The organism is Empedobacter sp. GD03797 (genome assembly GCF_029842105.1).
GTDB classification, from domain to species: Bacteria; Bacteroidota; Bacteroidia; order Flavobacteriales; family Weeksellaceae; genus Empedobacter; species Empedobacter falsenii_C.
In genome coordinates this window covers 73,867-88,960 of sequence record NZ_JAOCFS010000006.1, presented here as the reverse complement: position 1 = coordinate 88,960, position 15,094 = coordinate 73,867, and the positions used below count along the sequence as shown (strand labels likewise).

General features: G+C 30.8%; 15 protein-coding genes. 10 read left to right on the top strand and 5 right to left on the bottom strand.

Features of this window, described 5'->3' with window-relative positions:
- Window positions 1–64: 64 nt before the first annotated feature.
- On the bottom strand, window positions 65–1,021 hold the full coding sequence (locus N5D90_RS06695; protein ID WP_114999929.1) for an NAD-dependent epimerase/dehydratase family protein: 957 nt from the start codon (window positions 1,019–1,021) through the stop codon (window positions 65–67).
- Between the two features lie 338 nt (window positions 1,022–1,359).
- Between N5D90_RS06695 and N5D90_RS06690 the strand changes: the two genes are divergently transcribed.
- The 8 genes from N5D90_RS06690 (at window position 1,360) to N5D90_RS06655 (ending at window position 9,338) form a co-directional block, all read left to right on the top strand.
- On the top strand, window positions 1,360–3,381 hold the full coding sequence (locus N5D90_RS06690) for a M13 family metallopeptidase (protein WP_114999931.1): 2,022 nt from the start codon (window positions 1,360–1,362) through the stop codon (window positions 3,379–3,381).
- A gap of 52 nt (window positions 3,382–3,433) precedes the next feature.
- Window positions 3,434–3,718 carry a rhodanese-like domain-containing protein gene (locus N5D90_RS06685; RefSeq protein WP_038333764.1) on the top strand — a complete coding sequence of 95 codons (285 nt, stop codon included), beginning with the start codon at window positions 3,434–3,436 and terminating at the stop codon, window positions 3,716–3,718.
- A 185-nt stretch (window positions 3,719–3,903) separates the two neighbouring features.
- Window positions 3,904–4,470, top strand: a complete 567-nt coding sequence (locus N5D90_RS06680; RefSeq protein WP_038333651.1) for an RNA polymerase sigma factor — start codon at window positions 3,904–3,906, stop codon at window positions 4,468–4,470.
- A 1-nt stretch (window position 4,471) separates the two neighbouring features.
- Window positions 4,472–4,678, top strand: coding sequence for a hypothetical protein (locus N5D90_RS06675; protein WP_280050085.1), 207 nt, complete (start codon window positions 4,472–4,474; stop codon window positions 4,676–4,678).
- A gap of 144 nt (window positions 4,679–4,822) precedes the next feature.
- Window positions 4,823–5,512 (top strand): mechanosensitive ion channel family protein, encoded by a 690-nt coding sequence (locus N5D90_RS06670; RefSeq protein WP_280061986.1) that lies wholly within the window; start codon window positions 4,823–4,825, stop codon window positions 5,510–5,512.
- A gap of 307 nt (window positions 5,513–5,819) precedes the next feature.
- Window positions 5,820–6,089 (top strand): 30S ribosomal protein S15, encoded by a 270-nt coding sequence (gene rpsO / locus N5D90_RS06665; RefSeq protein ID WP_038333654.1) that lies wholly within the window; start codon window positions 5,820–5,822, stop codon window positions 6,087–6,089.
- A 140-nt stretch (window positions 6,090–6,229) separates the two neighbouring features.
- Window positions 6,230–8,416: a polyribonucleotide nucleotidyltransferase gene (locus N5D90_RS06660; protein ID WP_280050083.1), complete on the top strand. Its 2,187-nt coding sequence runs from the start codon at window positions 6,230–6,232 to the stop codon at window positions 8,414–8,416.
- 82 nt (window positions 8,417–8,498) lie between these two features.
- Window positions 8,499–9,338, top strand: a complete 840-nt coding sequence (locus N5D90_RS06655; RefSeq protein WP_114999939.1) for a lipopolysaccharide assembly protein LapB — start codon at window positions 8,499–8,501, stop codon at window positions 9,336–9,338.
- 62 nt (window positions 9,339–9,400) lie between these two features.
- Here the strand turns inward: N5D90_RS06655 and N5D90_RS06650 are convergent, their stop codons facing one another.
- Window positions 9,401–9,931 (bottom strand): hypothetical protein, encoded by a 531-nt coding sequence (locus N5D90_RS06650; RefSeq protein WP_280061985.1) that lies wholly within the window; start codon window positions 9,929–9,931, stop codon window positions 9,401–9,403.
- A 144-nt stretch (window positions 9,932–10,075) separates the two neighbouring features.
- On the opposite strand from N5D90_RS06650, the gene N5D90_RS06645 reads away from it, so the two are divergent.
- Together N5D90_RS06645 and N5D90_RS06640 are read left to right on the top strand one after the other, a co-directional pair.
- Window positions 10,076–12,238: a S46 family peptidase gene (locus N5D90_RS06645; protein ID WP_221855807.1), complete on the top strand. Its 2,163-nt coding sequence runs from the start codon at window positions 10,076–10,078 to the stop codon at window positions 12,236–12,238.
- Window positions 12,239–12,333: 95 nt separating this feature from the next.
- Window positions 12,334–13,068 (top strand): MBL fold metallo-hydrolase, encoded by a 735-nt coding sequence (locus N5D90_RS06640; protein WP_280061984.1) that lies wholly within the window; start codon window positions 12,334–12,336, stop codon window positions 13,066–13,068.
- A gap of 65 nt (window positions 13,069–13,133) precedes the next feature.
- On the opposite strand, the gene N5D90_RS06635 is transcribed toward N5D90_RS06640, so the two are convergent.
- The 3 genes from N5D90_RS06635 to N5D90_RS06625 all read right to left on the bottom strand — a co-directional run bounded on the left by N5D90_RS06635 (window position 13,134) and on the right by N5D90_RS06625 (window position 15,090).
- Entirely contained in the window at window positions 13,134–13,709 is a 576-nt protein-coding gene (locus N5D90_RS06635; protein ID WP_038333658.1) for an outer membrane beta-barrel protein, read from the bottom strand.
- 144 nt (window positions 13,710–13,853) lie between these two features.
- The gene (locus tag N5D90_RS06630; protein ID WP_280061983.1) at window positions 13,854–14,807 is read right to left on the bottom strand and encodes an alpha/beta hydrolase; all 954 of its coding nucleotides are present in this window, start codon (window positions 14,805–14,807) and stop codon (window positions 13,854–13,856) included.
- A gap of 55 nt (window positions 14,808–14,862) precedes the next feature.
- The gene (locus tag N5D90_RS06625; RefSeq protein ID WP_280061982.1) at window positions 14,863–15,090 is read right to left on the bottom strand and encodes a DUF6814 family protein; all 228 of its coding nucleotides are present in this window, start codon (window positions 15,088–15,090) and stop codon (window positions 14,863–14,865) included.
- Window positions 15,091–15,094 lie beyond the last annotated feature (4 nt).

Here is a 15,094-nt window from a genome sequence, read left to right as displayed (position 1 = left end):
TTTGTGGTTTTTAACCAAAAAATTATCAAAGAGCATTCCTAAAATATTGTATTGTAAGAAAAAATTAAGCTTTACCTAATTTTATTTTCAAATTGTCTAACATTGTAGTCGTCATTTTATCGATATCGAATTTTGGTTCGAATCCCCAATCTGCTTTTGCAACAGAATCATCGATAGAAGAAGGCCAAGAATTAGCAATGGCTTGACGGAAATCTGGTGCATAATCAATTGTAAAATTTGGAATATGTTTTTTGATTTCTGCTGCTAAATCTTCTGGAGCAAAACTTAAACCTCCTAAATTATAAGATTTGAATTCACCTAATTGTTTTGGATCAGCAGACATTAATTCAACAATTGCATTAATCGCATCATCCATATACAACATAGGCAAATAAGTTCCCTCTTTCAAGAAAGAAGTATATTTTCCATCCTCGATTGCTTTGTAATAAATATCAACAGCATAATCTGTAGTTCCACCTCCAGCAGGAGTTTTCCAAGAAATAAGACCAGGAAAACGAACAGAACGAACGTCTACATTATGATTTTGTTGGTACCATTTGCACCAATATTCTCCCGATAATTTAGAAATACCATAAACCGTAGAAGGAGTTTGAATTGTATTTTGAGGTGTATTGTCTTTTGGTGTATCTGGTCCAAAAACGCCAATAGAAGAAGGCCAAAAGATTTTATCGATTACTTTATCTTTCGCTAATTCTAGGAAAGTAAGCAAAGTGTCCATGTTTAATTTCCAACCAAACATTGGATTTTTTTCAGCTGTACCAGAAAGTAGAGCAGCTAAATGATAAACAGTTTTAATATTGTGTTTTGCAATGACTTCTTTTATTCGATCAACATCCATTACGTCAATTACTTCGTAAATACCATCGTAATCAACATCTTTAGGATCACGTATATCAGAAATAATTACATTATTTTTTCCATGAATGGTTTTTAATTTCTCGGCCAATTCAGAACCAATTTGTCCCAATGCACCGGTGATCAAAATCGTATCAGTTTCCATTTTAAAAAGTTACTTTTGTTTGACTCCAAATTTAAAGATTTTCTATTGAATATGGATATAACAAAATAATATTTAGATATTAATAAAGAAATCGATTGTTTTTTGTTAAATATATAAATATGGAATGATATATATAGAAAATTTTTCTGTTTAATAAGCTTTTTACAATATAAAATATCTTAAATGATAAAGAATTTTGTTTTGAAAGTTTTAAAAATGTTAATTTTTCCCCTCAAAAGTGTTGAAAATTGAATGAATAATTAATACTTTATTTAGTAAATTTGTAACAAACGTCGTATTAATTTCGACATATCATATCAAAAATACTTAGTAGAAATATGAAAAAACAACTATTTGTTGCTGCATTTGCATGTACTTCTATGTTAGCAATGGCACAAGAATCATATCAGGCTTTTAATCCAAATTATATGGATAAGTCGGTTCGTCCACAAGATGATTTATATAATTATGTGAACGGAAATTGGATGAAAATTACAGAAATTCCTTCTGATAGAGCAAGATGGGGAAGTTTTGATGAGTTAAGAGAAAATACGGATAAGGTCACTTTGCAATTAGTGAAAGATCTTATTAAAACGAAACACGCTAAAGGAACAAGTGAGCAAAAAATTGCGGATTTGTATGATGCGTATATGAATGTTGATGCGCGTAACAAAACGGCTTTAGCACCATTACAAAAATATTTTAAGCAGATTGATGCAATCAAAGATATGAAAGGTTTACAAGATTATTTAATCGATGTAGCTGCTATCGGAGAGAATCCTTTTTATGGTGCTTATGTTTATACTGACCTTAAAAATAGTAAACAAAATGCTGTTTATTTAGGAGATATTGACTTGACTTTAGGTAAAACATATTACCAAAAAGAAGATGCTAAAAACACTGAAACTTTAGCTAATTTGAACAAGTTTATCGATCAATTGATGCCTTATACAGGTTCTAAAACACGTGATTTGAAAGGTCCAAAAATTGTGGCTTTCGAAAAAATGATGGCGAAATACATCAAAACTGTTGAAGAAGATCGTGATCCAAATAAATCGTACAATCCTGTAAAATTATCAGAAGTTAAAAATTTAACGAAAAATGTTGATATTGAGCGTTATGTAAAAGCGTTAGGAATTAATCCAGAAACGGTAATTATTGGTGAATTAGATTATTATAAAAATTTAGATAAAATCTTAAATCAAGAGAATTTACCTTTGATTAAGGATTATTTACGTTTTAAATTAATCAATTCTTATGCAAGTTATTCAACATCTGATTTAGATAAAATTAATTTCGAATTTTACGGAAAAACTTTATCTGGTCAAAAAGAGCAACGTCCATTAGAAAAAAGAGGTTTAGCGTTTGTAAATGGCGCAACAGGAGAATTATTAGGACAAATTTATGTGAAAGATAATTTTCCACCAGAGGCAAAAGCAAAAGCTGAAGAATTAATCAGTTATTTATTCAAATCTTTTGACAAACACATCAAAGAATTAGATTGGATGTCTGACGCAACTAAAACGAAAGCGTTAGAAAAATTAAACAAGTTTACTGTAAAAATTGGTTACCCTGATAAATGGAAAGATTATTCTGGATTACAAGTAAAATCTTTGGCAGATGGAGGAAACTTAATTGAAGATGTAATGGCAATTAGCAAATGGCGTCAAGCAGAAAACTTGAAAGATTTTGGAAAACCAGTTGACAAAACTCGTTGGGGAATGTCGCCACAAACTGTAAATGCATATTTTAATCCAACTAATAACGAAATTGTTTTCCCAGCAGCAATTTTACAACCACCTTTCTATGATTATAGAGCGGATGCAGCTGTAAACTTTGGTGGAATTGGAGCAGTTATCGGTCACGAAATTTCTCACGGATTCGATGATTCGGGAGCTAAATTTGACGGTGATGGTAACTTAGTAAACTGGTGGACACCACAAGACGAAGAGAAATTTGCAAAAGCTACTAAAGCTTTGGCTACGCAATATGATGGTTATGAACCAGTAGCAGGAACACACGTTAATGGTACATTTACATCTGGGGAAAATATTGGAGATTTAGGAGGAGCTTCTGTTGCTTTTGATGCATTACAAATGTATTTGAAAGATAAAGGAACTTACGGAAATATAGATGGATATACTCCGCAACAACGTTTCTTCTTATCTTGGGCAACTATTTGGAGAACAAAAGCGACTGACGAAGCGTTAGTAAATCAAGTGAAAACAGATCCACATTCGCCTGGATATTACCGTTCTTTTGGACCAATCGTTAATATTGATGCGTTCCACGATGCGTTTAAAACAAAACCAGGAGATAAATTGTACAAAGCACCAAAAGACCGTATTAGAATTTGGTAAGATGCTTGGCAAAATTATTGATTGGATAAAAAATAGAAATAGAATTATTAAAATGACAACAGTTGAAGCAATAAACAATGCTAATGTAACATTAGTAGATGTTCGCGAGCCTTTTGAATTGGATACAGATGGATTTGTTCCAAATGCGATCAATATTCCATTAGGAGAAGTTCCTACAAGAGTAGAGGAGTTTAAAGCAATGTCAAGACCTATTGTAGTTTTTTGTAGAAGCGGTAACCGTTCTGGTCAAGCTGCACAATATTTACAAGCACAAGGTGTAGACGAAATTTTTAATGGAGGAGGTTTTCAGGATGTCTTAGATGTTTTGGAGAAATAATTCGTAACAATTATTATTTTATAAAAAAACCGATAAATTTTTATTTGTCGGTTTTTTTTATATATTATTGTATTTTAGATAGATATTCGTTTAAGTTAAAGCTATTTTAAAATAAATATAAAAAAATCAAAAAAAACAAGTGACCAAATAGGAATAGGTGTGTCATATAAATGTAAGCAGTTGAAATGTCAAAAGATTCTATAGAAAATATTGCAGATGACATTTTGGTGTATAAGATTGTCGAGACAAAAAATCAACATTTGTTCGGTATATTGTATGATAGGTATGCGCATACGGTATATAATAAATGTTTGAGCTTTGTAGAAGATCAAGCAGAGGCGCAGGATATGACGCATGATATATTTGTAAAGTTGTTTGTAAAACTGAAAACATATCAATCAAAATCTAAATTCTCTACTTGGTTATATTCTTTTACATATAATTTTTGTGTCAATCATGTGCAACGAAAGATAAAAGAAGAAAGAAAAAATTATTCGGTGACGGATGATTTGGTTGATAACTATAATGACGAAATTATTGATGACAAAGAAATTTTTGAATTAAAAATCGAAAAACTAACGCAGTCCCTAAAGGAGTTGGATGTAGAAGAGAAATCTATATTACTTATGAAATATCAAGATGAATTTTCAATCAAAGAAATTTCAGAAACTTTAGAGATTGGTGAAAGTGCTACTAAGATGAGATTGAATCGAGCAAAAAATCGTTTACTAAAAATTTATAACGCTTTGTAAAATGGAAAACCCTTTTAAGACTATGCTAGCCAATGAAAAGCTTCCAGAAACAATAAAGCAAAAAGTTATGGATGATGTTGCTTTAATAAAATTATCGTTGGAAGTAGCCGATTTGGTTTCAGTAAAATATCCAAGCACAATTGGAAATTTCTTCGGAATCGGAAAAAAATCAACTAACAAACCGAACAAAAAAGATAAAGAAGGTTAACTATAAATAGATTATATGAATATAGGTTTAAATTTTAGCTTGTTAGAAAGCTTATATCAAGAAATGGTACTTGTTTTTCCTAAAGTTGTAGGAGGTATCATATTCATTATCCTGTCGTATATCTTACTAAAGTTGATTCTAATATTGACCAAGTACATATTGAAATTATCTAAGATAGATAACTTAAAAAAAGCATTAAATAATAACGAAGCATTAAAAAATTCGTCAATAGAAGTCGATCCATCTAAAATTATATTACAATTTGTAAGATTGTTTATCATCTTATTGATCATTATTATTGGCTCAGATATTTTTGGTTTAACAGTTGTTTCTAACCAAATAGGACGAATTGTAGATTATTTACCACAATTTTTTAGTGCAGTATTGATATTTGCTGGAGGATTTTATTTAGCTAACTATATCAAAACTTTTTTGAGAAGTTTAATAAAATCAATTGATTTAAACGGAGCAAATATTATTAGTAATATCATTTTTTATATCATTTTGATATTTACAATTATTACTTCATTAAATCAAGCTGGAGTTAATACAGATTTAATTACGAATAATTTATCCTTAATCTTAGGGTCGGTGTTCTTGACATTAGCCATCGCGTTTGGATTAGGATCAAAAGACGTTATTTACAGATTATTATTGTCTTTTTATACCAATAGAAATTTTGAAATTGGACAAAGAATTATCATCGAAGATGATGTACAAGGTGTGATAATTGCTATTAACAATATATGTATGACAATACAAACTGCGGACGAAAAAGTAGTTTATCCGATTAAAATAATAACAAATAAAAAAATACGAATTATAGAAGATTAATCTTACCTACCTAAACCTATTTTAATAATTATTAACTAACCTATGATTAATTATTGAAACAAGCCGACTTTTAACCTACCAACCAAAAATCGTGAAAGCAAGTCTTTTACAACTAACAAACTTATCCGATTTAGTAGAAAATTAAAATATCACTTTCTATTATCTATCTAAATCAAACTAAACCAAATTTTTAAAAAGTGACCGAATTAACCAATCGGTCACTTTTATTTTTGTACAAAGTTTATTATTTCATATAATAGTTGTACATTTGCACCTCATTACATAATAATTATTAAATAATATTGGCATGTACTTAACATCAGAAGTAAAAAGCGAATTATTCGCAAAGCATGGTAAATCTGCAACAGATACAGGATCTGCAGAAGGGCAAATCGCATTATTCACTTACAGAATTAACCACTTAACTGGTCACTTGAAAAAAAATCACAAAGATTTTAATACAGAAAGATCATTAGTTATGTTAGTTGGTAAGCGTAAAGCGTTATTAAACTACTTAAAGAAAAAAGATATCACAAGATACCGTGCGATTATCGCTGAATTAGGATTACGTAAGTAATTTTAAACACAATATAAAAGGGCAATTACGTAGAAATTGCCTTTTTTTTTGTTATAAATTAAAATAAGATATATATCTTTATATAATGCGGTTAAAGCAAACGGCTTTAACTTTAGACGAATTAAATACTAAGAAGACGAATGATTCCACAGGCGATCACAGAAAAAATTACTCTTTCAGACGGAAGAGAAATTACAATCGAAACAGGGAAATTAGCAAAACAAGCTGACGGATCTGTGGTTGTACGCATGGGCGACACCATGTTATTAGCTACAGTTGTAGCAAACAAAGAAGCAAATCCAGGTGTAGATTTTTTACCTTTAACAGTAGATTATAGAGAAAAATTTTACGCAGCAGGACGCATCCCAGGGAATTTCTTCAGAAGAGAAGCAAAACCATCAGACGATGAAGTATTAACAATGCGTCTTGTAGACCGTGTTTTACGTCCAATGTTTCCAGAAGACTTCCATGCTGAGGTTCAGGTCATGATCTCACTTATTTCTTACGACAAAAATGTAATGCCAGAAGCTTTAGCTGGTTTAGCTGCATCAGCAGCCATTGCAATTACAGATATTCCTTTCACATTAATTTCAGAAGCTCGCGTTATTCGTTTGAATGGTGAGTTAATGATTAATCCTTCAAAAGAGCAATTAGATCAAGCTGATATCGACATTATGGTTGGTGCTTCTAAAGATTCTGTTGTTATGGTAGAAGGGGAGATGAGTGAAATTTCTGAGCGTGAAATGTTAGACGCAATTGAATTTGCTCATGCTGAAATTAAAAAACAAATTGAAGCACAAGAAAGTTTAGCAGCGAAAGTAGGTAAATCTTTACCAAAACGTGAATATAGCCACGAAACACACGACGAAGAAATTCGCGAAAAAGTGTGGGCTTATGGATATGATAAATTTTATGATATCGCTAAACATCCATCTGATAAACACGAAAGAGGTGATAAATTTGCTCAAGTTGAAGCAGATTTCTTAGCTCAATACGAAGGAGATGAAGAAGAGTTAGCTCGTGTAACTCCTTTTGCTCACATTTACTTCCACGATGTACAAAAAGAAGCTGTACGTCAATTAATCTTAAACGAAGGAATTCGTTTAGATGGTCGTGATCCAAAAACGATTCGTCCAATTTGGACAGAAGTTGATTATTTACCATCAACTCACGGTTCTGCAATTTTTACACGTGGAGAAACTCAAGCATTAGCTACAGTAACTTTAGGTTCTTCTAAAGATGCTAATATGGTTGATGGAGTTGTAACAAACTTCGACGAAAAATTCTTTTTACACTATAATTTCCCACCATTCTCAACAGGTGAAGCTCGTCCATTAAGAGGAACTTCTCGTCGTGAAGTTGGTCACGGAAACTTAGCACAACGTGCTTTAGCGCAAATGTTACCAGACGATTGTCCTTATACAGTTCGTATCGTTTCTGAAGTATTAGAATCGAATGGTTCTTCTTCTATGGCAACAGTTTGTGCAGGAACATTAGCAATTATGGATTCAGGTTTACAAATGAAAAAACCAGTTTCAGGTATTGCAATGGGATTAATCACAGATACTAAATCAGGGAAATTTACAGTATTGTCTGATATCTTAGGAGACGAAGATCACTTAGGAGATATGGACTTTAAAGTAACAGGAACTGCAGACGGTATCACAGCTTGTCAAATGGATATTAAAGTACAAGGTTTATCTATGGAAATCATGGAAACAGCTTTGTTACAAGCAAAAGAAGGTCGTGAGCATATTTTAGGTAAATTATTAGAAACTTTACCAGCGCCTCGTCCACAATTGAAACCAAATGCACCAAAAGTTGTTGTAATCGAAATTCCTAAAGAATTCATTGGAGCAGTAATCGGACCTGGAGGAAAAGTAATTCAAGAAATGCAAAAAGAAACTGAAACAGTTATTGCAATTACTGAGTTAGATACGACAGGACGTGTGGAAATCAATGGTGTGATTCAAGAAAACATCGATCGCGTTGTAGAAAGAATCAAACAAATTGCTTTCGTTCCAGAAGTTGGTGAAACATATCATTCAGTTGTAAAATCTATCAAACCATTTGGAGCGTTTGTAGAAATTGCTAAAGGTGTTGAAGGTTTAGTTCATATTTCTGAATTAGAGCACAGACGTCTTGAAAAAGTTGAGGATTCTGTAAACATCGGTGATAAAATTGATGTTAAATTCTTAGGTTACGATGATAAAAAGAAAATGAAATTATCTCGTAAAGCTTTATTGCCAAAACCAGAGAGAACAGAAAAACCTGCTAAACCAGCAGAGAAAAAAGAGGATAAACCTCAAGATAATAAAGAAGCTTAATTAAGTTTTGATATAATGTAAAAAGTCCGAGATTTTCTCGGACTTTTTTTGTTATATTTAAAATAACGATAATACTTTTTAAATGAAGACATTTTTTACATTTTGTTTGCTATTACAGACTTATCTACTTTCTGCACAATTAAAATTTGAAACAAAATTTTATGATGCTGTTAATAAATGGGTTTTGTTTGATTCTAATGATTCAGATAATGATCACATTTTAGGCTTTATATATATAGATCCAACAGCAGGTTATACGCTTCGATATTATGGGTTAGTTATCCAGGAACCGACAAGTTTGAAATTAAAAACGAAATCTGATGAATCTTTAATTATTCATAGATTAGCTAATAACACTTCAGACGTATATGTCCTTAACGATAAAGAATTAAATACATTGAACTTGAAGTCTGAACCAGATAATTTTGAGCATTATAAAATTAATAACCCTAATTTATTTTTACTCAAACAAGGTAGTTTTTTGAATGGATTACAATTAAGTAAAGCAGCATTAAAGCCACTTGAAGAATTATATTTAAAAGATAAAAATTTTAAAGGTTTGGCTTTTGAATTAGGTTTTGCATATAATGCTTTAGGTACACCAGAAAAGGGTATTGATTTACTTGAGAGTTATTTGAAAAATAATAACACAGATTATTGGGCAATGAAAGAATTGCTTCTAGCTTATGTAGAGACAAATGAACTTAAGAAGGCTGAAGATTTATACAATCAACTTATTAAAATTTCTCCAAGTGTTGCTTTTAAAGCAGAAATAACAGTATATATAGCAAAAGGTTACCTTGGTTTAAAAGATAAACAAAATTTTGATAAATGGATTTCTAGAGCAGAATCTTATGCCAATGGTAATAAACAAATAATGAATTATATAGAAGCATTAAAAAATACTTTACCTAAAGACTAGTTCTAAAATAGCTTAACAGTTATTAATAATATTTAAGTCCGAGATTTTCTCGGATTTTTTTGTTACATAAATTCTAAATCTGTTTTTTTAAGATGTTTGATTTTATCATTTTTGTCTAAAATGCTATTTAGTTCATTAATAAAATTGATTAATTCATTATAATCTTTTTTATTAGATAAATAATTATTTTCTTCAAAGGCAGAAGTTAGAACAAAATGTCTATTGATAGTTTTATCACTAATAATAATATTTTTTCTTAGATTAGGTAGTGTAACAATTATTTCATGACCTGTTTGATAAATAGAGTCTAATTTAAAAATATTTTTATCTCTAATTAAGGAAATTAGCTTTTCTTTTTCTTTTTGATCAAGAACGTTTTTTATTATAATAGTATCTTCAATATAATATTGCTCGAATTGATTTTTTTCAAAATTATATTTTCTAATTTCATCTATATATTCAAATGATAAATTAGTTTCATCAAAAAAATATTCAGGTTTTGATTTAGTTTGATTGTTCAAAATAATAATGAAACCAACCATTCCAATAAAACCAATTAGAAAGCAAAGTAGATTAATGATTTTAATTTTCATTATTCAAATTTTGTGTTAATTAAATAAAAGTAATCGTTTTTTTACAATAAAATCTCAATTAAACTTTATTAAATACTTAAAGATTAGGAGAACTTCAGATAATCAATTATTTTAGCAAATCGTAAAATTGAAGACAAACAAATAATGAAAAAATTTTTATTATCCACGCTTTTAGTGGTTATGCTTTTTCCTTTTAAAGTGAAAGCTGACGAAGGAATGTGGTTTTTGATGTTCATCGAACGTCTGAATCACCGTGATATGCAAAAACAAGGTTTACAATTAACTTCTGAAGAAATTTATAGTATCAACAATAACTCTTTAAAAGATGCTATTGTACAATTTGGTGGTGGATGTACTGCTGAAATGGTTTCTGGTCAAGGTTTAGTTTTGACGAATCACCACTGTGGTTATGGTGCGATTGCTGAATTATCTGCTCCTGAACATGACTATTTAAAAGATGGTTTTTGGGCAAAAGACAAAGCTGCTGAGTTAAAACCAAAAAGCTTAAAAGTACGTTTCTTCGTTCGTATGGATGATGTTTCTAAACGTATTTTAGGTGTTGTAAATGATAAAATGTCTGAGTTGGATCGCGAAAAAGCGATTAACCAAGAGATTGCAAAAATTGAGAAAGAAAACAGCGAAAACGGAAAATATGTAGTTTCTGTTCGTTCATTCTTCCAAGGAAATGAGTATTACTACTTCGTTTACCAAGATTATGAAGATGTACGTTTAGTAGGAACACCTCCAAGTTCTATCGGAAAATATGGTGGAGATACAGATAACTGGGAATGGCCACGTCATACAGGAGATTTCTCTATGTTCCGTGTTTATGGTGACAAAGATGGAAATCCTGCGGCTTATTCTACAAGCAATGTTCCGTTGCAACCAAAACATCATTTACCAGTTTCTTTAAAAGGATATCAACCAAATGATTTCGCTATGATTTTGGGTTATCCAGGTCGTACAAATCGTTGGATGCCAGCGCAAGGTGTTGCTCAAAATGTAGAGTACGCTTATCCTGCTTGGGTTGAAGCTTCTAAAGTGACAATGGATCAAATGAAAAAATATATGGAGCAAAATCAAAAAGTAAATATTGATTATGCTTCTAAATATGCTGGAGTTGCGAACTATTGGAAAAATCGTGATGGAATGATTGAAGCTTTAAAACTTCATGGAACTGTTGCGAAGAAAACAAAAGAAGAAGAAAAATTCAATAAATGGGCTCAAAAAGGAGCAAACAAAGCTGAATATGGTGATGTTGTTTCGAACTTGAATAATTATTATGCGAAAACAAATTTAGATGCTCGTCATAACAATTACATCAACATTTTATTACGTTACTCAACTTTAGCAAGTGCGCCATATTCTATTGGAAAAGCATTAGAAAATTATGCAGCTGCAAATGATGCAAAACGTGACGAAATGCGTCCAAAAATTCAGAATGCAATCAATGCATACTACGAAAAAATGTACTTGCCTTTAGAAAAAGATTTATTGGCTGCTCAATTAAATCTTTATGCTTCTAAAGCGAACGAAGCTGGTTTAGCACCTTATGTTGCTGATTTAGCGAAGCAAAATAACAAGAACTTTACAGCTTATGTAAATGATGCAGTTGAAAGAAGTTTCTTCGCTGATCAAAAACAAGTTGAGAATTTCTTAATTTCTCCAGATGTAGAAGTTTTGAAAAAAGATCCTTTATATGTTTTATCAAATGCTTTAGTAGAAAGAGCGTCTAAACAAACTGATGAGCAAGCAAAATTGAATGATGTTTATTCTAAAAATTTCCGTTTATTAGTAAAAGGTTTACGTGAGTCTAAAATCGGGAATATCTTATATCCAGATGCAAACTCTACGTTACGTTTAACTTACGGTTCTATCCAAAATTTACCAAAAAGTACAAATCCAAAACGTCAACCAGATGTTGCTTCTAACTATTTCACAACATTAGAAGGTACAGTTGCAAAACACATCGCAGGTGATGAAGAGTTCGAAAATCCACAACGTTTATTAGATTTAGCGAAAGCAAAAGATTATGGACAATATGGAGATAAAGATGGATATTTACACGTAAACTTCTTATCAAATAATGACATTACAGGTGGTAACTCAGGTTCTCCAGTAATGAATGGTAAAGGTGAATTAATCGGTATTGCATTTGACGGAAATATTGAAGCAATGGCTGGTGATGTAATCTTTGATCCTAAATTACAACGTACGATTTCTGTAGATATTCGTTATGTTTTATGGGTTGTTGATAAATTTGCTGGAGCAAAACACATCGTTGATGAAATGACAATTGTAAAATAACATTTGAATCATAATATTTTAAAGGCTTCCTATTTTGGAAGCCTTTTTTTGTGGGAAAAATCTAAACGAATTACCTTTGTAAAAAATAAAATTTAATGAAAGTTATTTCTCTTTTAGAAGGTGTTTTTCATGTTGATGCGAAAAAAGAGTTTCATTATTTAGGTGATGATATTGATGTTAAAAATCCCGATGACGGATATAATCTTATTGTTCGTCCATTTTTGATACAAGTTGGAGAGGATAATATTTTGATTGATTGTGGTTTCGGAACTGAAATAGATTGCGAACCAATAATTTTAAGGAAACTACGTGAACATAATATTAATCCAAATCAAATTACGAAAGTATTGATTTCGCATTTACATAAAGATCATATCAACGGAATTGGAAATTGGGTAGGGGATCAGTTTGTATGTAATTTTCCTGAAGCAAAAATTTATATTCAGCAACGCGAATTTGATTATGCGGTTGCTCAAACAAATAATTCTTACAATTATGAACGTTTAGAAAAGTTGAAATCATTCAAAAATATTGTTTGGATGAATGAGGAAAATTCTGGTTTTATTTCAGAAAATATTCAATTTGAAGTTACCGGTGGACACGTTCCTTTTCAACAAGTTTTTTGGATCAAAAATGATAAAGATATTGTTTTCTATGGTGCAGATAATTTGCCTCAACTTAATTATTTTAGATACCACGCAGCTTTCAAAAATGATGTCGATGGTGTAAAAGCGATGGAAGATCGTGTACGTTGGGAAGAAAAAGCAAAAGAAGAACATTGGAAAATACTTTTCTATCACGGAAAAAGAACAGATATAAAACAATTTTAGAAATTATATTATAAATGAAAAGCCTTGCATTTGCAAGGCTTTTTGTATTTGAATTATATTTCAGTTTAATTATGTCCCAAATAAATTTGGAAACCAACTGCTAATCCCAAACCGTTTTGAGCTTGAGCATTTGCTAAATTAGATTTAGAATAATTGTATCCAACCATTCCTTCTAAAGCTACATTTCTAGAAACGAAGTGTGCGTAACCTGCGTTAATTCCGAAACCAAAAGAAGTATCAGAAACTCCACCGCTTTTAGCTCCAGTTATACCTACTTCACCTTGTCCAAAGAAACGTCCTGTAGAACTTGCTCCTTCAGGAAAATAGTAACGAGCAAATGGCATTAATTTGTATTGGTAAATGTTATCTCCATCTTTTACAGTTTGTAAGCCAAAACCAGTTGTAAGACCAACTGCAAATCCATCAGAAACAAAATATCCAGCTTGAGGATTTAAGTTAATGTTAAAGTTTTCTCCTTCAAAAGAATAACCTAAAGATCCAATAGAACCTCCTACTAACCAATTACCTTGTTTGATCGGTGTAGAACCTACGTTAGCAGATGTTTGAGGTGTTTTAATTTCTTGCGCAAATGCTGAAGTTGCAAATACTGCGAGCACTAATGTTAAAAATACTTTTTTCATAATTTGTTGATTTTAAATTGTGAATGACACAAATTATGCCAAAACTATTCGAATAGTGTTAACGTTTTATCGATATTTTTTTTCTGATTTCGTCAAAAGGATTATTGAAAAATGAATTTTTAGGGGTGAAATAAATTAAAAATTTTATCTATTAAGATTTATATTCAACCAATTTTTTATTATCTGAAAAGTTTCATTTTTTTGTTCAATCCAAGGAAAATGTCCTGCATGATCGATTAAAAATAAATCTGAATTTTGAAGATATTCATGAAGTTTTTCGACTTTTTTCGGAGGATTATTTGTATCAAATTTTCCATTAATAATTAAAATTGGAATTGTAATTTGATTGAATTTTTCTTGATAGATGAGATATTTATCAATATTTTGTTCAGTCGTATATGGATTAATTTGATTAGGAATTTCTTTTCGTTTCCCTATTTTTTGGATGGAGTCGTAATAAGGTTTTACTTTTTCGAAAGTTTCTTGATTGTAGCACCACCATTTTATCGGAGAATAAGATAAATCTCGACCAGAAGCATCTGTTTTAGTGTCATTTTTTAGCATATAATCCCAGTCATCTACAACTTGTTTGAACCACTTTTCGGTATTTTTTCGTTTAGTTTCGAAGATATTTCGATCATTCATCATTTCATCAAAATTATTGATAAATCCAGTTCCAGAAAGAATCAAACCATCTAAGTGCTCAGGATAATCTACCGCATATTGCAAAGCAATCGCACTTTGATCTGAATGTCCAAATAGCCAAATTTGATCTATATTCAATTTTTTTCTTAGTTCGTCAATTTCCTTTACGAGATGCGAATCTTGGTATTCTTCGTAAGATTTTGGCGTTTCGGAACGTCCAATTCCACGGGAATTATAGTAGACAACTGTAAAATATTTTTCTAAAGGTTGTAAAGAGTTTTCGTATGCAATTTTCCCAGAAGTAGGATGCCCAACAATTAGAACGGGACCTTTTCCTTTTATCGTATATTCTATATTATACTTGTCAATTTTTTCATAATAATTTCCTTCTCTAATCGAATTAGAACAAGAAGAAAATAGAATGAATAAAATAATAATAAGTCGTTGCATCATATTCTAAAATACAAAAAAATCCCCAACATATGTTGAGGATTTCGTGTATAGTTTTTTACATTTTTTCTTCGTTATATTCGCCGAGTAATGCATAATATCCAAAAAGTGCCATTCCAATAACGATAATTGGTGTAAGGACAAATAGAATAATAATTCCGAATACTAAATCATCTTGAGAGCCTGATGATAATTTAGGAATTCCAAATTCCATAATACAAAAGTAGGCTACAACAAGTGATAATGCGATCCAAACGATTCCTAATATTTTTTTAATTGCTTCCATTTTT